21 protein-coding genes are annotated in these 20810 nt (G+C 68.6%); 4 read left to right on the top strand and 17 right to left on the bottom strand.

All coding sequences use genetic code 11. The annotated features are described in order from the left end of the window. Positions 1-19: 19 nt before the first annotated feature. The 4 genes from A5752_RS11980 to A5752_RS11965 form a co-directional block, all read right to left on the bottom strand. Entirely contained in the window at positions 20-742 is a 723-nt protein-coding gene (locus A5752_RS11980; protein ID WP_067085351.1) for an ABC transporter ATP-binding protein, read from the bottom strand. Beyond that, positions 739-1521, bottom strand: coding sequence for an ABC transporter permease (locus A5752_RS11975; protein ID WP_156613792.1), 783 nt, complete (start codon positions 1519-1521; stop codon positions 739-741). The genes A5752_RS11980 and A5752_RS11975 overlap by 4 nt, the downstream gene beginning before the upstream one ends. A 127-nt stretch (positions 1522-1648) precedes the next feature. Next, a complete protein-coding gene (locus A5752_RS11970) occupies positions 1649-2338 on the bottom strand; it encodes a hypothetical protein (RefSeq protein ID WP_067085443.1) in 690 nt (229 codons plus the stop codon). 110 nt (positions 2339-2448) lie between these two features. Beyond that, positions 2449-2778 carry a hypothetical protein gene (locus A5752_RS11965; protein ID WP_067085347.1) on the bottom strand — a complete coding sequence of 110 codons (330 nt, stop codon included), beginning with the start codon at positions 2776-2778 and terminating at the stop codon, positions 2449-2451. A gap of 126 nt (positions 2779-2904) precedes the next feature. Here A5752_RS11965 and A5752_RS11960 point away from each other — a divergent pair, with 126 nt between their 5' ends. Next, positions 2905-3240, top strand: a complete 336-nt coding sequence (locus A5752_RS11960) for an RNA polymerase-binding protein RbpA (RefSeq protein WP_064350208.1) — start codon at positions 2905-2907, stop codon at positions 3238-3240. Here A5752_RS11960 and A5752_RS28290 read toward each other — a convergent pair whose 3' ends face one another. Genes A5752_RS28290 through A5752_RS11940 form a run of 4 tightly spaced genes read right to left on the bottom strand, consistent with a single transcriptional unit; the run spans position 3241 to position 7732 of the window. Next, positions 3241-4017 (bottom strand): polyprenol monophosphomannose synthase, encoded by a 777-nt coding sequence (locus tag A5752_RS28290; RefSeq protein WP_067085345.1) that lies wholly within the window; start codon positions 4015-4017, stop codon positions 3241-3243. It abuts the gene before it with no gap. Then, positions 4014-5654 carry an apolipoprotein N-acyltransferase gene (lnt, locus tag A5752_RS11950; protein ID WP_067085343.1) on the bottom strand — a complete coding sequence of 547 codons (1641 nt, stop codon included), beginning with the start codon at positions 5652-5654 and terminating at the stop codon, positions 4014-4016. Before lnt ends, A5752_RS28290 begins: the two co-directional genes overlap by 4 nt. Then, positions 5647-7233, bottom strand: coding sequence for an amidohydrolase (locus tag A5752_RS11945; RefSeq protein WP_067085341.1), 1587 nt, complete (start codon positions 7231-7233; stop codon positions 5647-5649). The genes lnt and A5752_RS11945 overlap by 8 nt, the downstream gene beginning before the upstream one ends. Positions 7234-7246: 13 nt before the next feature. Further along, positions 7247-7732: an FxsA family protein gene (locus A5752_RS11940; protein WP_067085339.1), complete on the bottom strand. Its 486-nt coding sequence runs from the start codon at positions 7730-7732 to the stop codon at positions 7247-7249. A gap of 47 nt (positions 7733-7779) precedes the next feature. Here A5752_RS11940 and A5752_RS11935 point away from each other — a divergent pair, with 47 nt between their 5' ends. Further along, positions 7780-8484, top strand: coding sequence for a dienelactone hydrolase family protein (locus A5752_RS11935; RefSeq protein ID WP_067085337.1), 705 nt, complete (start codon positions 7780-7782; stop codon positions 8482-8484). Here A5752_RS11935 and A5752_RS11930 read toward each other — a convergent pair. The 8 genes from A5752_RS11930 to A5752_RS11895 all read right to left on the bottom strand — a co-directional run bounded on the left by A5752_RS11930 (position 8471) and on the right by A5752_RS11895 (position 18222). After that, positions 8471-8854, bottom strand: a complete 384-nt coding sequence (locus tag A5752_RS11930; protein ID WP_067085441.1) for a PPOX class F420-dependent oxidoreductase — start codon at positions 8852-8854, stop codon at positions 8471-8473. The genes A5752_RS11935 and A5752_RS11930 overlap by 14 nt on opposite strands. 2 nt (positions 8855-8856) lie before the next feature. Beyond that, positions 8857-9237, bottom strand: a complete 381-nt coding sequence (locus tag A5752_RS11925; RefSeq protein ID WP_067085336.1) for a PPOX class F420-dependent oxidoreductase — start codon at positions 9235-9237, stop codon at positions 8857-8859. 10 nt (positions 9238-9247) lie between these two features. Further along, positions 9248-12850, bottom strand: a complete 3603-nt coding sequence (gene cobN / locus A5752_RS11920) for a cobaltochelatase subunit CobN (RefSeq protein WP_067085334.1) — start codon at positions 12848-12850, stop codon at positions 9248-9250. A 282-nt stretch (positions 12851-13132) separates the two neighbouring features. Then, positions 13133-14596, bottom strand: a complete 1464-nt coding sequence (locus A5752_RS11915) for a flavin-containing monooxygenase (protein WP_067085332.1) — start codon at positions 14594-14596, stop codon at positions 13133-13135. A gap of 65 nt (positions 14597-14661) precedes the next feature. Beyond that, positions 14662-15627 (bottom strand): glycine betaine ABC transporter substrate-binding protein, encoded by a 966-nt coding sequence (locus A5752_RS11910; RefSeq protein ID WP_067085330.1) that lies wholly within the window; start codon positions 15625-15627, stop codon positions 14662-14664. Continuing rightward, complete coding sequence (locus A5752_RS11905) at positions 15624-16394, bottom strand: ABC transporter permease (protein WP_067085328.1); 771 nt, start codon at positions 16392-16394, stop codon at positions 15624-15626. The genes A5752_RS11910 and A5752_RS11905 overlap by 4 nt, the downstream gene beginning before the upstream one ends. Continuing rightward, a complete protein-coding gene (locus tag A5752_RS11900; protein WP_067085326.1) occupies positions 16391-17578 on the bottom strand; it encodes an ABC transporter ATP-binding protein in 1188 nt (395 codons plus the stop codon). Before A5752_RS11900 ends, A5752_RS11905 begins: the two co-directional genes overlap by 4 nt. After that, positions 17575-18222 carry an ABC transporter permease gene (locus A5752_RS11895; protein WP_067085324.1) on the bottom strand — a complete coding sequence of 216 codons (648 nt, stop codon included), beginning with the start codon at positions 18220-18222 and terminating at the stop codon, positions 17575-17577. The genes A5752_RS11900 and A5752_RS11895 overlap by 4 nt, the downstream gene beginning before the upstream one ends. A gap of 135 nt (positions 18223-18357) precedes the next feature. On the opposite strand from A5752_RS11895, the gene A5752_RS11890 reads away from it, so the two are divergent. After that, a complete protein-coding gene (locus tag A5752_RS11890) occupies positions 18358-19296 on the top strand; it encodes a TauD/TfdA dioxygenase family protein (RefSeq protein ID WP_067085322.1) in 939 nt (312 codons plus the stop codon). On the opposite strand, the gene A5752_RS11885 is transcribed toward A5752_RS11890, so the two are convergent. Then, entirely contained in the window at positions 19297-19563 is a 267-nt protein-coding gene (locus A5752_RS11885; protein WP_067085321.1) for a hypothetical protein, read from the bottom strand. It abuts the gene before it with no gap. Between the two features lie 131 nt (positions 19564-19694). Between A5752_RS11885 and cobG the strand changes: the two genes are divergently transcribed. Continuing rightward, a complete protein-coding gene (gene cobG / locus A5752_RS11880) occupies positions 19695-20810 on the top strand; it encodes a precorrin-3B synthase (protein ID WP_067085439.1) in 1116 nt (371 codons plus the stop codon).

Raw genomic sequence — 20810 nt, 5'->3', positions numbered from 1 at the left:
CCCTCGGTAGCAATGGGTTTCAGCTCTGCACACCGAGCTGTTCGAGCAGTTCGGCGCGGTAGGCGTCCGCGCCGATCGAGGCGCGCGGGTCGGCGATCTCCAGCGTGTGGATGACACGGCCGTCGTCGAGCACCAGAACCCGGTCGGCCAGAGCGACGGCCTCGTCCACGTCGTGCGTGACGAGCAGGACGCCGAACCCGTGCTCACGCCAGAGGTCGAGTAAAAGCTCGCGCATGCTCAGCCGGGTCAACGCGTCCAACGCACCGAACGGCTCGTCGAGCAGCAGGAGCTCCGGTTCGGCGACCAATGCGCGAGCGAGCGAAACCCGTTGCGCCTGACCGCCGGACAGCGTCAGCGGCCACGCGTCGGCGCGCTCGGCGAGCCCGACATCGGCCAGCGCCTGCTCGGCGCGGGCGCGTGCCCGGTCCTTACGCAGCCCGCTGCGGGTGAGCCCGTACGCCACGTTGGTGCGCACGTCGCGCCACGGGAACAGCCGCGGCTCCTGGAAGGCCAGCGCCGGCGCGCCCGACACGATTCGCTCTCCGGTGTGTTCGGGCGACAGGCCGGCGAGCACCCGCAGCACGGTCGACTTACCGGATCCGCTGCGGCCGATCAGCGCGACGATTTCGCCGCGACCGACCGTCAGCGACACGTCAACGAGCGCATGGTGGTCGCCGTACCACTTGTCGACGTGGCGTAATTCGGCGGCGGTGCGCACTTCCCGTGCCGTGGCGAGTGTCATGAGCGGTACCTCAATGCGCGTCGTTCGAGAATGCGGACGATCGCGTCGGTGCCGATGCCGAGCAGCGCGTACACGATCAGGCCGAAGATGATGATGTCGATCCGCAGGAAGTCGCGGGCGTTGTTGATCAGAAAGCCGATCCCGCTGTCGGCGTTGATCTGTTCGGCGACGATCAGCGTCAGCCACGCGATCGCCAGCGACTGCCGGAAACCGACGAGCACCTGCGGCGCCGCGCTGGGCACGATGATGCGCCAGAACCGTTGCCAGAACGAGAATCCCAGCACCTGAGCGGTTTCGAACAGTTTCGAATCCACCTGGCGGATGGCCGAGAACGTGTTCAGGTAGAGCGGAAAGCTCACACCCAACGCCACCAGCAGCACCTTGGGCAGTTCGCCTATGCCGAACCACAGGATGAACAGCGGAATCAGGCCGAGGTGCGGAAGCGCCCTGATCATCTGCATGGGTGGATCGATGCCGGCCTCGACCCACCGCGACAACCCGACGGCCGTGCCGAGCGCGACGCCGAGCAACCCGCCGAGCACCAGGCCCTCGGCCACCCGGATGCCGGAAACGTGCAGCGCGTCGGCGAGTTGGCCGTTGCGGATCAGCTCCACCCCGGCCTCGAGGATCAGCGACGGCGCCGGCAACACGTCCTGCGGGATCAAGCCGACAGCGCTGAGCAGCTGCCACAGCAGAAGCAACAGCACCGGAGACGCCAACCGAACGGCGGCCCACTTGCGTTGCCGCCGAGCCTGATTCGCGGCAGGCCCGGCGGTTATGGGCGCGTTGGGTGCAGCGAGGTCGACGGGGGCGGTCACGGTGATTTGACGCTACGCACGGCTCCGCGGGGGCGGAAGGTTTTGATTCTGGGTGAAGGAAAGACCGCCCCCGCCGGTCATCGGCTTGTCAGTGCAAGCGGAACGAACCGGTCACCGGCGTCGGCGTGACGTCACCGCCGTTGATCGTCGATCGCATCGCCCCGTTCGACAGGCGGGTGATCTGCTGGGCCTGCTGGAGCTGTCGCTTGTTGCGGACCTCGGCGCGGAACTGGGCGTCATTGAGCTGAATGATGTCGGCCTGGTCGAGCGTTCCGCTGATTCCGTTGAGCTGCACGCCGACGGCCGAACCGTCTTCGCGGACCACCCAGGTGGCACGAACGCCGTTCAGGTCGGCGGTGTAGATACCGGCCTCCCCGGACACCGGCGCGGCGGTGAACGCGTAGGTCACCCCGTTCATCGTGACGTCACCGTCGACGTCGGTGCCGTCGAACCGCGCGTTCAGGGCGTCGCGGTACTTCGACTCGAGGTCTATCGTGCCGTCGGTCTGCTTGCCGAAGAACCACGCTTCGTCGTCGGTGCCGTTGCAGGCGTAGGCGACGACCTGGCCGCCGTCGACGGAGATGCCGATCGTCATGGGCTTACCGTCGGGCGACTTCATGTCGGCGACGAAGCGCGCCGACTGAGGAAACGGCCGAGCGGACGCGGGCGGGGACGGAGCGTCCGCCGTCGGGGTCGACCCGCCGGAGCAGGCGGACAGGGTGGCGAGCGCGAGCATCGCGCCGATCGCGACGAACAGTGTGGGGGTCAATCGCTTCATGAGCACGGTCATGGTGGGTCCAATCGGGGGAAATTGCTGGTCGTTCTGGACGACGAGCCAACCCCCGTGGTGGTTCAACCGCGCAGCGATTTACCGAGAGATATTCGCCGTCATCGCCACCCGTCGGCGGCCTTGGCCGCCTGCATCAGGGCATCGCACAGCTCGCGCAGTTCACCGGTGTCCGCCCCCTCCTCGACGGCCAGGGCGACGTCTTCGGCTGCGCATCGGACCTGGTAGACGCGGTCGGAGAGTTCGGCGGCCTCCTCCGGGGACAGGACCACCGCGTCGGGGGCCAGCGAGGTGCCCTTGATCAGGCTTCTCTGTTCATACGCGCGCTGGCGGCAGGACTGCCTGCAGTACTGGCGTCGCCGGCCCAGACCGGCGTCGCCGACCTCGCGACCGCACCAGCGGCAGGACTGGGGACGTAACCGACGTGCCACGGACGTGACTGTAAACCGAGCGCCACCCGTTCCCCGGTATCATGGAGGGTCGAGTCGGGAACTTCACAGCGTATTGCTGCGTTGATGATCCGGACAATTACGCGCTGATCGAGGAGTTGTTTGACGATGGCTGATCGTGTTTTGAGGGGAAGTCGCCTCGGAGCCGTGAGCTACGAGACCGACCGCAACCACGACTTGGCGCCGCGTCAGGTCGCGCGGTACCGCACCGACAACGGTGAGGAGTTCGACGTCCCGTTCGCCGACGACGCCGAGATCCCCCACACCTGGCTGTGCCGCAACGGCATGGAAGGCACCCTGATCGAGGGTGACGCGCCGGAGCCCAAGAAGACCAAGCCGCCGCGGACGCACTGGGACATGCTGCTCGAGCGCCGCTCGATCGAGGAGCTCGAGGAGCTGCTCAAGGAGCGCCTCGACATCATCAAGGCCCGCCGCCGCGGCTGATCACGGCGTGACGCGGGCCCCCCGCGCGCGGTCGATGCGACCCCGCAGTCCCCACCCCGCGACCTTGAACAGGGCCTCGCGGATGTTGGAGCCGCTCATCTTGGACTGACCGAACTCGCGTTCGGTGAACGTGATCGGCACCTCGACGACGACGAACCCGTTGTTGATCGAACGCCAGGTCAGGTCGATCTGGAAGCAGTAGCCCTTCGATTCGACCGCGCTCAGGTCGATCTTCTCGAGCACCTCACGGCGGTAGGCGCGATAGCCGGCGGTGATGTCGTGGATGTCGACGCCGAGCAGGATGCGGCTGTAGCCGTTCGCGGTGCGCGAGAGCACCAGGCGGCGGCGCGGCCAGTTACGCACCTCTCCGCCCGCCACGTAGCGCGAACCGATCACCACGTCGGCGCCGCCGTCGATGGCGTCGAGCAAGCGGTACAGCTGCTCGGGAGGGTGGCTGCCGTCGGCGTCCATCTCGACGAGCACCGAGTACTCGCGGCCCAGCCCCCACGCGAACCCGGCCAGGTAGGCCGCGCCGAGGCCGCCCTTGGCGGTGCGGTGCATGACGTGGATGCGGTCCGGGTCGGCGAGCGCCAGGTCGTCGGCGAGCTTGCCGGTGCCGTCGGGGCTGCCGTCGTCGACGACCAGAATGTGCACGTCGGGCTGCGCCTTCTGAACGCGCTCGACGATCAGCGGGAGGTTCTCCCGCTCGTTGTACGTGGGGATGATGACCAGCGTGCGCTGGCTGGGGCGCTCCCCCGGGTCCCGGCCCGTCGTCATGTAGCTCCTCTATCTTTGGTGCCGCCGGTCAATCGACGGCGCACAAAGCTTTCATTGTGCAGCATCGCGGCGATAAGCCCGCCTACGCCGAGGGCGATGAGCAGGCCCTCCACCAGCGGGCCCCACCGCGTCGCGGCTGTGAGCTGCGTTTTCAGCCGTACCGCGGAGTCGAGGTACGCGGGTTCGTAGAACGCGGTGCGAGACAGCTCACGGCCGTCCGGCGAGATGACGGCGCTGATTCCCGTTGTCCCGGCGACGACGACGTATCGGTCGTGCTCGACCGCGCGCAGCCGCGCAAACGCCAGCTGCTGTTCGCTCATGGACTCGGTGAACGTCGCGTTGTTCGACGGCACCACCAGCAGCTGCGCCCCGTTGCGCACCGACTCGCGCGGTGCCCGGTCGAAGATCACCTCCCAGCAGGTGGTCACCCCCACGGGCACACCGGCGGGATGCACGACCCCGGTGCCGTCGCCCGGCACGAAGTACCCGGCTCGGTCGGCGTAGTCGGAGAAGTGCCGGAAGAAGCCGCGCCACGGCAGGTACTCCCCGAACGGCTGCACGATCTGCTTGTCGTGTCGCTCGCCCGGCCCGCCGCGCGGATTCCACACGATCACCGAGTTCGTCGTGGTCGGCTCGTCGGGCGTGGCACCGGGCGCCTCGACCACGGCGCCGACGAGGATGGGAGCGTCGATGGCTGACGCCGCCGAGGAGATCAGCTCGTCGGCGTCCGGGTTGGCCAGCGGGTCGATGTCGGACGAGTTCTCCGGCCAGACGACGAACATCGGCCGCGGTGCGCGCCCGGCTCGTACGTCTTCCGCGAGTTGCAGCGTCTCGCGCACGTGATTGTCGAGCACCGCGCGCCGCTGCGCGTTGAAATCCAGGCCGAGCCGCGGGACGTTGCCCTGGACGACGGCCACGGTGACCGAGTGTTCGTCGCCGGCGCCTAGCCCGGACTGACGGACGTGCGGCCACGTCAACGCGGTGACGAGCAGCACGGCGCTGATGGCCACCCCGGGGACCACTACGGCCGGCGGTGCCGCGTTCTGTCCGGCGTCGCGCCGCCACCATTCGACGACCTCGAAAACGATTGCCGCGACGCTGAACCCGACGAGCACCGTGGCGAAGGACAGCAACGGCGCACCCCCCAGTTGGGCGATCGACCGAAGCGGGCTCTCGGTCTGGCCGTAAGCGACCACGCCCCAAGGGAAGCCACCGAACGGCACCGTCGACTTGAGCCATTCCTGCGCCGACCACAGCCCCGCAAACCACAGCGGCCAGCCCGGCAGCTTCCGAACCGCCACCGCGGCCGCACCGAACAGCGCCGGGAAGAACGCCTCGGCGAGTGCCAAACCGATCCACGGGAAGGGGCCGACGAACGCGCCGACCCACGGCAGCAACGGCAGGTAGAACGCGGCGCCGAACAGGAAGCCGTAGCCGAATCCGCCTCGCACGGTGGTGGTCTCGCGCGTCAGCACCCAGGCCAGCAGCGCGAACGCGACGAAGCTCAGATACCACCAACCGAACGGCGGAAAGCTCAGGCACAGTAGCGCCCCGGCCACGATCACCACGGCCAGCTGCGGCAGCCGGTTGATCAGGGCCTGTCCGAAGCGCCTTGTCCTGGAGGCGGTTTCAGCCATGGATGACGACACCCCGGTGAACCGTCTGACGGCAGCGGGGTGATGGGCCGTCCAGCCGTGGCAACGCGGGCACCCGCGAGCGCCGGTCGGTCGACCACCTCTGTACCGCGTCGGCGGGCGCACTGACCTCGAGTTCGTCGGCCTCCCAGACCGCGTACGTGGCCGGAGCGCCGGGGACCAAGGTGCCGGCCACCCCGTCCCGCACGCCTGCGGCCCGCCACGCACCGCGGGTCAGTGCCGCGAAGGCCGCACGCGCCGAGAGCGCACTGCCCGGGGTCTGATGCCGCGTCGCCGCGCGCACCGTCGCCCACGGGTCCATTCCGGTGACGGGGCTGTCCGAGCCGAAGGCGAGGGGCACGCCTTGGGATGCTAACAGCGCGAACGGGTTCAACGATCTGGCTCGCTCGCGCCCGAGACGCTGGGCGTACATGCCGGTTTCACCGCCCCACAGGGCGTCGAAGTTCGGTTGCATGCTGGCGAGCACGCCCCAGGCGCCGAGCTTGTGTGCCTGTTCCTCGGTGACCATCTCCAGATGTTCGAGCCGGTGCCCGCACCGGGCGACGGCGGGGGCTCCGGCCGAAGCGACGACGGTCTCGAGCGCGTCGACGACGGCGGTGACGGCCGCGTCGCCGATCACATGGAAGCCGGCGGGGATGCCGGCTTGCGTACAGGCCTGCAGGTGCGCCGCGATCGCGTCGCGGTCGAGGTAGGTGTTGCCGACACATCCGGGGGCGTCGGCGTAGGGCTCGTGCAGCCAGGCGGTGCGCGAGCCGAGCGCTCCGTCGACGAACAGGTCGCCGGCCAGGCCCCGGGCGCCGGTGCGCTCGATCAGCGCGTGCGCCTGATCGGCCGTCATCACCGCCTCACCCCAGTAGCCGATGATCTCGACGCCGTGGTCGAGGGCGCGGATCTCGTCCCAGTCGTCGAGGCCGCCGATCTGCGGGCCGGCGCACTCGTGCACGGCGGCGATACCGGACGCCGCCGCCGCGTTCAGCGCGGCTGTGCGCGCGCGGTCGCGCTGCTGCGGGGTCAGCCGGGTGCGCGCCTCGGCACGGACCACGTGGTGCGCGTCGGCCGTCAGCGGCCGCTGCGGGTCGTATCCGGCGGCGTCGACCAGGCCGGTGCGAAGTGCCCGCAGTGCGGTCGAGGCGACGGCCGAGTGCACATCCACCCGCGCGAGGTAGGCGGGCCGGTCACCGACGACGGCGTCGACGTCATCGGTGCTGGGCGGGGTGCGTTCGGGCCAGTCCGATTCGTCCCAGCCGTGGGCCCAGATCGGGCCGTCGGGATGGCTGCGGGCGTAGTCGTCGAGCAGTTGCAGGCAGTGCTGCCTGGATCGGGCCGACCGGAGGTCGAGGCCCGAGAGCGCCAGCCCGGTGGCGGTGAGGTGAATGTGGCTGTCCACGAAGGCGGGTGCGACGAAGGCGCCGTCGAGGTCGATGACCTGCGCGTCGGGGTATTGGCTGCGGCCGACGTCGTCGCTGCCCAGCCAGGCGATCACACCGTCGCGCACCGCGAGAGCCGTGGCGTCGGGCAGGGCGGGGCTGTGCACCCGCCCGTTGAGCAGAAGGGTCGTCACCTACGGGAGGTTCTCACAGGTCGTCGGTGGAACGAGGCGCGCGCTCCACGGCGGGCGGTTCGACGTCGACCACGTCGACGACCTCGCCGTCGATGTAGTCCTCGCGCCTCGTGGCCGCTCCCCAGCCCGCCACCCCGGCGGTGATCAGCGGCATCCGGCGCGCGGCCAGCGCGGTGAGCACCGGGCGGGCCGCCGCCCGCGTCGGCGGCAGAAGGAGCAGCGCGCCCATCACCGAGCTGGCCAGCCCCGGGATCACGACCAGTACGACGCCGAGCGCGACCAGGATGCTGTCGGCGGCCGTACCGTGCAGGGTCGCCGGGGTCAGGCCCGAACGCAGCCGGCCGATGTGGCGCCGCAGCTGCGATCCGGCCAGCGCGAAGCCCAATATGAACGTCGCGAGCAGCAGCAGTAGCGTCCAGCCGATGCCGATCGTCGACACCAGGGCCACCACGACCGCCGTCTCGATGAGCACATAGAGGACAAACAGCCGCATCGCCATACGCGGTTAACGTCCGGGCGGGCTGTCGGGTTCCGTAGATTGACGGTGTGGGCACGATCAAGATCGATACGCCGGACGGTCCGATCGACGCGTTGCTCTCGACGCCGGACGGCGAGGGGCCGTGGCCGGCGATCGTGGTCGTGCACGACGCGATTGGGTACGGACCGGACAACGAGGCGATCGCGGCCCGCATCGCCGGCGCCGGCTACATCGCGATCACGCCGAATCTGTACTCCCGGGGTGGGCGCGCCCGCTGCATCACCCGAGTGTTTCGCGAACTGCTCAGCAAGCGCGGTCGCGCGCTCGACGACATCCTGGCCGCCCGCGACCATGTGCTGGCCCTGCCGGAGTGCACGGGCGCGGTCGGCATCGCCGGGTTCTGTATGGGCGGGCAGTTCGCGTTGGTGATGTCGCCGCAGGGGTTCGGCGCGTCGGCGCCGTTCTACGGCACCCCGTTGCCCCGCCAACTCGACGAGACGCTGACCGGCGCGTGCCCGGTCGTCGCCAGCTTCGGCCGCCGCGACCCGATCGGCATCGGGGCCGCCGACCGGTTACGGAAAGTACTCGAGGACAAGGGAATTCCGTCGGACATCAAGGTGTATCCGGACGCCGGCCACAGCTTTGCCAACAAGCTGCCCGGGCAACCGTTGTTGCGGATCACCGGGTTCGGGTACGACGGGGCGGCCGCCGACGACGCCTGGGCGCGGGTGTTCGCGTTCTTCGGCGAACACCTGCCGGCTACGCCGGCTTGATCTCGATTCCGATGTGCACCTTGTCGATGCCGCCGCGGATGAGCGCCTGCGGGATCCACCACCACGCGTGATACCAGTAGCGGCGGGTGACCTTGTCGAAGACCCGGCGGGTGTCGTCCCTGGGCAGCACCCGGGCGACCGCCTCGACGGGTTCGCCCTTGGGCTTGCCCAGCGCCGACGACTTCTGGATGGTCACCCGCGGGGTGTTGTTGATGCGCTTGGTTTTCCACGACCCGTCGTCGGTGATGACGAGCAGCTTGTCCCCCTCCGGGGCGCCCCAGATCGGGGTGGGCTTGGGTCTGCCGTCCTTGGTGAAGGTCGTCAGCAGCATGTACTTCGAACGCGCGACGTCGTCGAACGTGTCGGCCATGATCACCCCGGCTTGATCTCGATGGTTACGTTCTTGTTCATTCCCCCGCGCAGCTTGGAGAAAACGTTGAACGTCTTGCCGAGCAACCCGTAGCGCTTGCCGATCGCGGCATAGGTCGCGCCGTTGGCCGACTTGTCGAGGATCGAAGCGACCGCCTCGACCGCCTCGCCCTTCGGATTACCGCGCATATCGCACGGCGCTATGGTCACCCGCGGCGTATTGCGGATCCGCTTGACCTTCCACGATTGTTCCTGCGTGATGGCGATCAGGCCGTCACCTTCGGGCACCGCCCAGATCGGCGTGGGCTTCGCCCTGCCGTCCTTGGTGAACGTGGTCAGCAGGATGTACTCGGACTTCGCGACGTCGGCAAAGGTGGCAGACACGCCACCCAACCTAGCCCTCCAGATCGCCCTCGGTCTCCAGGAGCACGTTGCGCAGGCCGTCGAGCGTCGCCCGTTCGGGTGCGGACCACATGCCGCGGTCGGCGGCCTCCAGGAGTCGTTCGGCCATACCGTGCAGCGCCCACGGATTGGACTCGGCCATGAACTTGCGGTTCTCGTCGTCGAGCACGTACTCCTGCGACAGTCGCTCGTACATCCAGTCGGCCATCACGCCCGCGGTCGCGTCGTAGCCGAACAGGTAGTCGACCGTGGCGGCCATTTCGAACGCACCCTTGTAGCCGTGCCTGCGCATCGCGTTGATCCACCGCGGATTGACCACCCGGGCACGGAACACCCGGGTGGTCTCCTCGGAGAGCGTGCGGGTGCGCACGGCGTCGGGGCGGGTGTTGTCGCCGATGTAGGCGGCCGGATCCTTACCGGTCAACGCCCGGACGGTGGCGATCATGCCGCCGTGGTACTGGAAGTAGTCGTCGGAGTCGGCGATGTCGTGTTCGCGCGTGTCGGTGTTCTTCGCGGCGACCGCGATTCGGCGGTACTGCCTGCTCATGTCGTCGGCGGCCGGCGCACCGTCGAGGCCGCGGCCGTAGGCGAATCCGCCCCACGCCGTGTACACCTCGGCGAGGTCGGCGTCGTCGCGCCAGTTGCGGCTGTCGATCAGCTGCAGCAGCCCGGCACCGTACGTTCCCGGTTTGGATCCGAAAATTCTTGTGGTGGAGCGACGCTCGTCGCCGTGTTCGGCGATGTCGGCCTGTGCGTGGACACGGACGTAGTTGTCCTCGGCGGGTTCGTCGAGCGCGGCGACCAACGCCACGGCGTCGTCGAGCATCGTGACGACGTGCGGGAAAGCGTCTCGGAAGAACCCCGAGATGCGCACGGTGACGTCGATGCGGGGTCTGCCCAGGTCGGCGAGCGTGATCGGTTCGAGGTCGACGACCCGCCGCGACGCCTCGTCCCAGACCGGGCGAACCCCCAGCAGGGCCAGCACTTCGGCGATGTCGTCGCCGGCGGTCCGCATGGCCGAGGTGCCCCATACCGACAGCCCGACCGACCGCGGCCAGTCACCGTAGTCCTCGCGGTAACGGGTTAGCAGCGAATCCGCCATCGCCACACCGGTTTCCCACGCCAGCCGCGACGGCACCGCCTTGGGATCGACGGAGTAGAAGTTGCGTCCGGTGGGCAGCACGTTGACCAGCCCGCGCAGCGGCGACCCCGACGGCCCGGCGGGGATGAAGCGCCCATCCAGCGCCCGGAGAATCTGCGGAATCTCCTGCGCCGTGCCCGCGAGCCGCGGCACCACTTCGGCGGCAGCGAACCGCAGCACCGCAGCGACGTCGGCGTTGTCGGTCAGCGTGTCGACGACATCGGCGTTCCATCCCGACTCCTGCAGCGCGGCAACCAGTTCGCGGGCTTGCTCCTCGGCGGAGTCGACTGCGGCGCGCTCGTCGTTGCCGTCCTCGGCGAGGCCGAGGGCCTGGCGCAGACCCGGCACCGTCTGTTCACCGCCGAACAACTGCCGGGCCCGCAGGATCGCCAGCACCAGATCGAGTTCGTCCTCGCCGCTGGGTGTTTCGCCGAGGATGTGCAGACCGTCGCGGATCTGGACGTCCTTGATCTCGCAGAGCCAGCCGTCGACGTGCAGGAGCATGTCGTCGAACGAGTCCTCCTCGGGGCGCTCCTCCAGCCCGAGGTCGTGGTCCATCTTCGCGGCGCGCATCAACGTCCAGATCTGCTGTCGGATCGCGGGCAGTTTGCCGGGGTCGAGCGCCGATACGTTCGCGTGCTCGTCGAGCAACTGCTCCAGACGGGCGATGTCGCCGTAGCTTTCGGCGCGCGCCATGGGCGGGATGAGATGGTCGACGAGGGTGGCGTGGGCGCGACGCTTGGCCTGGGTGCCCTCGCCGGGGTCATTGACCAGAAACGGGTAGATCAGCGGCAGGTTGCCCAGCGCGGCGTCCGATCCGCAGGCCGCCGACATGCCGAGGGTCTTGCCCGGCAGCCACTCGAGATTGCCGTGTTTGCCCAGATGTACGACCGCGTCGGCGCCGAACACCGACTCGATCCACCGGTATGCGGCGAGGTAGTGGTGGCTGGGCGGTAGGTCCGGGTCGTGGTAGATGGCGACGGGGTTCTCGCCGAATCCGCGCGGCGGCTGCACCATCAGCACGACATTGCCCGCCTGCAGCGCGGCGATGACGATCTCGCCGTCGGGGTCGGCGCTGCGGTCGACGAACAACTCCCCCGGCGGCGGACCCCAATGCTCGACGATCGCGTCGGTGAGTTCGGCGGGCAGCGTGGCGAACCAGTCGCGATAGTCCTCGGCCGACACCCGGATCGGATTGCCCTCGACCTGTCCTTCGGTCAGCCAGTCGGGGTCCTGGCCGCCGCGTTCGATCAGCGCGTGGATGAGCGCGTCCCCATCGCCGGAGGCGATGATCGTGCCGAGGTCGCCGGCTCCGTCTGCGTCGTCGATGCGGTAGCCGTGCTCGCGCATCGCACGCAGTAGGGCGACGGCGCTGGCGGGGGTGTCGAGCCCGACGGCGTTGCCGATGCGCGCGTGTTTGGTCGGATAGGCGGAGAACACCACCGCGATCCGCTTGTCCTGCACCGGAATCGACCGCAGCCGGGCGTGCCGCACGGCCAGCCCGGCGACGCGCGCGCAGCGTTCGGGATCGGGCACGTACGACGTCAGTCCCTCGTCGTCGATCTCCTTGAACGAGAACGGCACGGTGATGATGCGGCCGTCGAACTCCGGCACGGCGACCTGTGTCGCGACGTCGAGCGGCGAAAGCCCGTCGTCATTGTTCTGCCACTGCGACCGCGGGCTCGTCAGGCACAACCCCTGCATGATCGGAACGTCCAGTGCCGCAAGGTGCGCGACGTTCCAGCTGTCATCCGCGCCACCGGCCGACACGGTCGACGGGGTGGCCCCACCGGCCGCGAGGACGGTCGTGATCAGCGCGTCGGCCGTTCCGAGCAGTTCGAGAAGCTCCGCGTCGGCGGTGCGCAGCGACGCGCAGAACACCGGCAGCGCACGACCGCCGGCGTTTTCGATCGCATCGCACAGCGCCTCGACGTAGGCGGTGTTGCCCGCGAGGTGCTGGGCGCGGTAGTAGAGCACCGCGACGGTCGGACCGTCACCGCCGCCTTCGCGGGGCACCACGCCCCACAGCGGCGTGCTCTCGGGCGGCGAGAACCCGAAGCCGGTCATCAACACCGTGTCGCACAGGAACGCGTGCAACTGGCGCAGGTTCGAGACGCCGCCCTGAGCCAGGTAGACATGCGCCTGCAGCGCCACCCCCGCGGGTGTGGTCGAGTGCCGCATCAACTCCGCGTCCGGCGACTGCTCGCCGCTGACGACGACCGCGGGCACTCCGCTGGCCACGACCTCGTCAATGCCGTCCTGCCAGGCGCGGTAGCTGCCGAGGATGCGCACCACCACGACGTCGGCGTCGCGCAGCAGTTCGCCGAGTTCGCCGTCGACCAGCCGCGACGGGTTCGCCCACCGGTAGTTGGCGCCGCTGGACCGGGCCGTGATCAGGTCGGTGTCCGAGGTGGACAGGAGCAAGACGGCGGGGTCGCGAGACGGCTGAGCCACCCCCCATTACTACCCCACGCCGTATTCCGCTCCGCGAGCGTGCGGCAGATACCGAAGCGGTTAGTGGCGGTTCCAGCGGCCGTAGGTGCTCTGCGGATACGGCAACCCGAGGGCGGCGATCAGCACGACCAGAAGAGCACCGAACACGATGAGTTCGAACATCGTCGTTCCTTCCTGACGCTTACTGCACACACGTGCAGTAATCGGGAACTTACGACGTCAGCGACGGTGTGAGATCGACTTGTGTGGCACGGATCACTAGAGGCTCTAGTGTGACGACCGTCACGTTTGAGCCGTTTGGACGTCGAAGTCGGATGGCTCCGGCGACGCCAACAGCCGGCGATGACGGACGGGCTCCCACGGGAACAGTTCGGGCAGCCCGTGCTTGTCGAGATACCAGCTGTTGCAGCCGGTCGTCCAAACCGTATGCGGCATGGCCAATTTCATCTGCTCGTTGTAATCCTTGGTGGCGATCTCCGTCGGCGCCGCGGCCTCGATGCGACCGTCCCGGATGCGCTCGATCCACCACATCGCGTAGTCGGCCTGGTTCTCGGCGATGATCACGAGCGACTGCTGACCGATCGGAGAGTGCGGCCCCATCAGCATGAACATGTTCGGGAAGCCCGGCACTGCGACCGAACGATAGGCCTGCGGGCCGTCCGTCCATGCGTCGTCCAACGAGACGCCGTTGTGCCCGATGATCTCCATCGGGCGCGTATAGGCGTGCGCGTCGAAGCCGGTCGCGACCACCAGGAGATCGAGCTCGTGCAGGGTGCCGTCCGCGGTGACGACGCCCCGGGGCTCGATGTGATCGATCGGGTCGACGACGACGTCGACACCCGGCTTCTGTACGGACTGGTAGTAGTGTCCGGCGGCGACGATGCGCTTGCACATCGCCTGGTAGTCGGGCGTCAGTTTGCGGCGCAGCTGCGGGTCGCGCACGGAGAGGTTGAGGTTCCACCGGCACATCGCCGACACCAGCCGGCGACGGAGTCCCGGATGGACCATCGCCTTGGCGAAGAAGTTCTCGTACACGGCCTGCCAGAAGCGGTAGCCGAGCCGGCTCAGCGCCGGGGCGCGTCGCAGCGCGGCCTTTGTGATCGGTGAGTACCGCGGGTTCGGGAACGGGAAGACCCATTGAGCGGTGCGTTGAAAGATCGTGAGCCCCCGCACTTTTCCGCCGAGTTCGGCGGTGATCTGGACACCCGTCGATCCGGTCCCGATCAACCCGATCCGCTTGTCCTGCAACGGCACCGAGTGATCCCAGCGAGACGAGTGGAACATCGGGCCTGCGAACCTGTCCAGTCCGGGGATGTCGGGATAGCGCGGTACCCGCAGGATGCCCGTCGCGGTGATGAGGACGTCGAACGGTTCGGAGCCGTCGGCGGTGCCGATCCACCACTTGCCGTCGCGGAACTCCGCGCTGGTCACGGGTGTGCCGAACTTGATGTGGCTGCGGATGCCGCGCTCGGTCGCCACCTGTTTGAAGTACGACTGAACCTCGCTGCCCGGCGGTAGCAGTCGGGACCATTCGGGGTTCGACCGGAAGGTATACGAGTAGAACCGAGACGGCACGTCGCAGTGCAGCCCGGGATAGGTGTTGTCGCGCCAGGTGCCACCGACCTCGTCGGCTTGTTCGAAGATCGTGAAGGTCTCGATGCCGGCGTCCTGCAACTTGGCCGCCATACAGATGCCCGACATACCGGCGCCGACGATCGCGACCTTCACCGCACGTTTCTCCGCCATCGCGACCCCCTTCGGCTATCGGAAGAGTACGCGCGGAAGAGAGGCGATATCGACGAAAATCGCGATTACTGCGCGGTGATGAAGCCCTGCGCCACCATCCAGTCACGCGCGACCACGCTCGGGTCGCGGCCCTCCACGTCGACCTGCTTGTTCATGTCCATGATGGCCTCGTTGGTCAGCGCCGCCGTCACCGGTGCCGTGACGTCGGCGATCTGCGGATGCGCCTCGTAGAAGGCGCGTTTCATCGTCACCGACGGGTTGTAGTGGGCGAAGAACTGCTTGTCGTCGGTGAGCACGACGAGGTCCAGCGCAGCGATGCGGCCGTCGGTGGTGAACACCTCACCGAAGTCGCACTGTGTCCCGTCGGCGGTGGCCTGGTAGATGATGCCGACCTGGAGCACTGGCGTCTGCGCGCGCGCGGGGTCGAATCCGTAGGCCGCGGCCATGCCGGGATAGCCGTCCTGGCGGGCCCGGAACTCGGTGTCGACGCAGGTGCGTGCCGCCGCCGGATCGCGCTTGACCAACTCGGCGTACTCCGACAGCGTGCGCACATTGGTCCGCTCGACGACTCCCCGGCTGGCCGCCAGTGCGTAGGTGTCGTCCATCGGCCCCGGCGGCAACCACACCATGTCGTTGCGGGCCAGATCCTCATCGCGGACCGCGTCGAACTGCTTGCGGCTGTCGGGGATCGGCTTCTCGTGGCCCAGATAGTTGATCCACGCGTTACCGGTGAACTCGTAGGCGACGTCGACCTGACCCGACAGCTGCGCCTCGCGGGTGCTGCGCGAGCCCACGATGCCGGTGAGATCGCGGACGTCGGCTCCGGCCGCGGCCAAGGTGTACTCCAGGATGTAGCCGAGGATCACCTGTTCGGTGTATTCCTTGGAGCCCACCGTGATCGGAACGCCCTCGAGTGCGGGATTGGGTTGGATCGAGGCCGGCCCGACCTTGAGCGGCACGGTGCTTCCCGCCCCCAGCCCGCACCCGGCGAGCAGTGCGCAGGCCAGCAGGGCGATGGTGCGGCGGATCATCGCAGACCCTTGGGGTTGAGGTAGAACTCGGCGAGCCCGCCGAGCCAGTCGACCAGCAGCGCGAGGCACACCGCGAGCACGCTGCCCAGGATCAGGGTCACGTTGTCCTGCAACTTGTATCCGGTGTCGATGAGGATGCCGAGGCCGCCGGCGTTGACGAGGAACGACAGGGTCGCCGTCCCCACCGCGAGCACCAGCGATGTGCGCAGGCCGGCCAGGATGTACGGGATGGCCAGCGGCAACTCGACCCGCGTCAGCACCGATCGCCGCGACATGCCTTGTCCCAGACCGGCATCCACCAGCGACCGGTCCACCTGGTTGATGCCGAGGATCGTGCTGGCCAGCACCGGCAGCAGCGAGTACAGCGCGATCGGCAGGACGCCGATCCAGAACCCGGTCCTGCCGGTCCACAGGAACAGCAGGACCAGCAGGCCGATCGCGGGCGCCGCCTGGCCGATGTTGGCGACACCCATGAAGAAGGGCCGCAACATCTTTGCACCGGGGCGTGTGACCAGCACGCCGAGCGGCACGCCGATCAACAGCACGATCGCGGTGACCGCAACGGTGATCAACAGGTGCTGCCAGATCAGCGTCGCAATGTTGCCGGGGTTGATGTTCTCCTGCTGGGTCGCGGTGAGGTCGCGGTTGAACGCCCAGAACACCACGGCGGCAGCGACGATCAGCACCACGATGGGTTGAATGAGCAGTCGCCTGCGTTCGCCGGGGTTGGTGCGCGCCGACTGGGCGGAGTCCGCGACCGCGGTCACGGTTGTCCGTCCGTGCTGGCCTCCGCCGAGGCCCGAAGCCAGGTGATCGTGTCGATCAGCGTGTCGAGCGTGACGACGCCGGCATACCGGCTGCCCGGTCCGGCCACGACGGCCGACGCATGCTGTTGTGCCAGGATCGCTTCCAGGGCGTCCTCCAGCGTCGACTGAGTGCTGACGACGTCGAGCGGTTCGACGGCGTCGGCGAGCGCGGCCGCGTGGTCGAGCTTGCTCTCCCGCACCCAGCTCACGGGCCGCTCCCGTTCGTCCAGCACGACCACCCAGTCGAACTCGCTGCCCGCCAGAGCCTTTCGGACGTCGTCGATCGAATCGGTCTGGCGCACAGCCGGATGCTGCCGCAGCTCCACATCCTTGATGCGCATCAGACCCAGCTGGCGCAGCGAAGCGCCGGAGCCGACGAAACCGGCGACGGTGTCATCGGCGGGGCTGGCCAGGATGTTCTGCGGTGTGTCGTACTGCAGGACCTTGGACTGGTTGCCCAGCACCGTGATCCGGTCGCCGAGCTTTACTGCTTCACCGAAGTCGTGCGTGACGAACACGATGGTCTTACGCAGTTCGCCCTGAAGCCGCAGCAGTTCGTCCTGCAGCGTGCTGCGGGTGATCGGGTCGACGGCACCGAACGGTTCGTCCATCAACAGGACCGGAGGGTCGGCGGCCAGCGCCCGCGCGACGCCCACACGCTGCTGCTGACCGCCGGACAGTTGGCGCGGATACCGCTCGGCGTACTGACCCGGCTCGAGGCCAACCATGTCGAGCAGTTCATCGACGCGCTCGGCGATGCGCTTGCGGTCCCAACGCAGCAACCCCGGCACCAGGCCGACGTTCTGCCGGATCGTCATGTGCGGGAACAGCCCCGCCTGCTGGATCGAGTAGCCGATCGAGCGGCGAAGCTCGGTCGGCCGGATGGACAGCGCGTCGTTGTCGCCGATCATGATCGTGCCCGATGTCGGTTCGGACAGCCGGTTGATCATCCGCATCATCGTGGTCTTCCCGCAGCCGGACGGGCCGACGAACACGACGATCTCGCCGGCGGGGATCTCCAGCGACACGTCGTCCACCGCGGGGCTGTCGGAGCCGGGATAGACCTTCGAGACGTGGTCCAGCACGATGCGGACCCCCGTGCTGCCGTTCGAGCTGGTGTCCTCCGGCGCGACTTGGGTTGTCATCGAATACCTTTCGACGTGGTGATGCGACCGATCACGACGAGGACCGCATCGAGTGCGAGTGCGAGGACGACGATCAGCAGCGTCCCGGCCAGGGCCATCGGTACGGCCGTCGGACTGCCCACGCGCGCCAGCCCGGTGAAGATCAGGTTGCCCAGTCCGGGCCCCTTGACGTAGGCGGCGATCGCCAGCACGCCCATCGACATCTGCGTGCTGATCCGCATGGCGGACAGGATCGACGGCCACACCAGACGCAGTTCGACGCGGGCCAGGGTGTCGAGCCGGCTCATGCCGATTCCCCGCGCGGCGTCGGTGAGTGCGGGGTCGACCCCGTTGAGCCCGACGATCGTGTTGCGCACGATCGGCAGCAGCGAGTACAGCACCAGCGCAGCGACACTGGGCACCACTCCGAGCCCGAACAGCGGGATCAGCAAGCCGAGCAGAGCGAACGCGGGGACCGTCAGGATCACGCTGGATGTCGCGGTCGCGAGGTTGGCCGCCGTCGGGTTTCGGTAGGTCAGCACCCCGATCACCACACCGACGATCGTCGCGATGAGCACGCTCTGGACGACGGCACTGACGTGTTGATAGGAGTCGAACGCCAGCTGCGCTTGGTGGGCGGTGATGTAGTCCCACAGTGCCCTCACGGCGGTGAGCTACCCGATCTTGATCCAGCCGAAACACGAGCCCCTTCCATTCGCGCTGAGCCGAACGATTGTCATCGCAAGGGCGCGCGGCGAATGTGACCAGCAGGCTTCACGGACCGTCTGGAGGTTGCTCACATGTCGTCATCGCTACGGGTGGTAAAGCTCGGCGCCCACATCGGTGCCCGGATCGAGGGCCTCGACCTCAGCGCGGGTGTCGACCCGGAGACCGCGTCGGCGATCAACGCGGCCCTGCTCGAACACAAGGTGATCTTCTTCCGCGACCAGCACGGCTTGGACGACGACGGTCAGCTCGCCTTCGCCCAGGCGTTGGGCACGCCGACGACCGCGCACCCGACCGTGACCTCACGCGGGGAGCGCTTCCTGCCCATCGATTCCCGGTACGACAAGGCCAACAGCTGGCACACCGACGTGACGTTCGTCGACCGGATTCCGAAGGCGTCGATCCTGCGGGCCATCACCCTGCCCCCGTACGGCGGCACGACGACGTGGGCGTCCACCGAGGCCGCCTACGACCGGCTACCGGCACCCCTGCGCACGCTCGCCGAGAACCTGTGGGCCGTCCACACCAACCAGTACGACTACGCCACCCTGCACGACGAGCCCAACGCGTCCCTGACCGCCGAGCAGCGGTCGTACCGCGACGAATTCGTCTCTGACTACTACGAAACCGAGCATCCGGTGGTCCGCGTGCACCCGGAGACCGGTAAGCGGGTGCTGCTGCTCGGCCACTTCGTCAAGAAGTTCGTCGGGCTCCGATCGACCGAGTCGGCCGCCCTGTTCAATCTGTTCCAGGACCGAATCACCAAGCTGGAAAACACGATTCGGTGGAGCTGGCAGCTCGGCGACGTCGCGCTGTGGGACAACCGGGCCACCCAGCACTACGCCGTCGCCGACTACGACGACCAGTACCGCCGGCTCAACCGCATCACCCTGGCCGGGGACATCCCCGTCGACGTCTACGGCCGGCAGAGCCGCGTCGTGGCGGGTGACGCCTCGGCGTACTCGGCGGTGGCCGGTGTCGAAACCACGCAGACCGCGGCCCTGGCCGGCTGATCACAGCCGGTCGAGTTCGCGTGACAGCAACGCGTGCTCGAGATAGGCGAACCGCTGGGGATAGTGCCTGTGCTCCGGGCCGCGATGGCTGCGCCAGAGCCCGCGCACCGCACCCAGCGTCGACGCCCAGTGCCCGTGGGTTGGAGGTGCGGCAAGGCGTGCGGCCGCAGTGCCGAACCGCACCTGCTCCTCGGTGATCAGGGCCGGGTCGATCGTCGGTACCGGTCGTGGTGTCGACTGTGGCCTTGTCGTGGTCAGTTCGGTCATGGCGATCTCCCACCGTGCTCGCTCGGTCCGACTCGGACCTGATGTTCCGGACGCTACGAGCGCTGGACCGGCAGGGCACGCGTAGAGCACTACCTGTGTTCGGACCCCGCACCCACGACTACCGTGGATTCGTGGCCAGGACCCGCGACCAGGACGCCTGCCCCGGTGCGCTGCAAGTGCATCGGGCCGCCGACGGCGCGCTGGCGCGGATACGGCTGCCGGGTGGGCGCATCACCGCAGCACAGTTGCAGGCGCTGGCGCGAGCGGCCACCGACTGGGGTGCGGGCACGCTGGAGCTGACCTCGCGGGGCAATCTGCAGATCCGCGGCGTCACCGACACGACGGCGGTAGCCGAGGCCGCTGCGGCGGCCGGTCTGCTGCCCTCCCCGACCCACGAACGCGTGCGCAACATCGTCGCCTCACCGCTGTCGGGCCGGGTCGGGTCGACCATCGACGTCCACGGGCTGGTCACCACCCTCGACGAAGCCATCCGCGCCGACGCGGACCTGGCCGCCCTGCCCGGCCGGTTCCTGTTCGGCATCGACGACGGCCGCGGCGACATCTCCGGCCTCGGCCCCGACGTCGGGGTGCACTTCGACGGTGAAACGGCCGGGCTGCTGCTGGCGGGACGGGACACCGGTGTGCGGCTTGCGAAGAGTTCGACGGTGCCGACGATGGTGGCCGTGGCCCGGCGATTCGCCGCCGAGCGCGGAAAGGCTTGGCGGGTCAAGGAACTCGACGATGTCGGCCCGCTGCTCGTCGGGCTGACCCCGTCGGAGGCAACGGGCATGACGTGGCCGGCGGTCACCCGCCCACCCGTGGGATGGCTCGAACAGTACGACGGCCGCATCGCGCTGGGTGCCGCGGTGCCGCTGGGCGTGCTGCCCGCCAAGACCGCGGAGTTCCTCGCTGCGATCGAGGCGCCGATGGCGATCACGCCGTGGCGCTCGGTGGTGGTGTTCGACCTTGCCGAGGACGTCGCCGATGTCGCGCTGCGCGTGCTCGCGCCGTTGGGCCTGGTGTTCGACGAGAACTCGCCGTGGCTGTCGGTCAGCGCATGCACGGGCAGGCCCGGTTGTGAGCACTCGGTGGCCGACGTCCGCGCGGACGCTGCCGCTGCCGTGGCCGACCCGGCGGCGGGCCACCGCCACTTCGTCGGATGCGAGCGGGCCTGCGGCAGCCCGCCTACGGGTGAGGTGCTGGTGGCAACCGGAGACGGATACCGGACGCGCGGCGCGCACCCGTAG

It is taken from the genome of Mycobacterium sp. 852002-51961_SCH5331710, assembly GCF_001665535.1.
GTDB lineage: Bacteria > Actinomycetota > Actinomycetes > Mycobacteriales > Mycobacteriaceae > Mycobacterium.
This window is presented reverse-complemented; position numbering and strand designations above follow the sequence as displayed.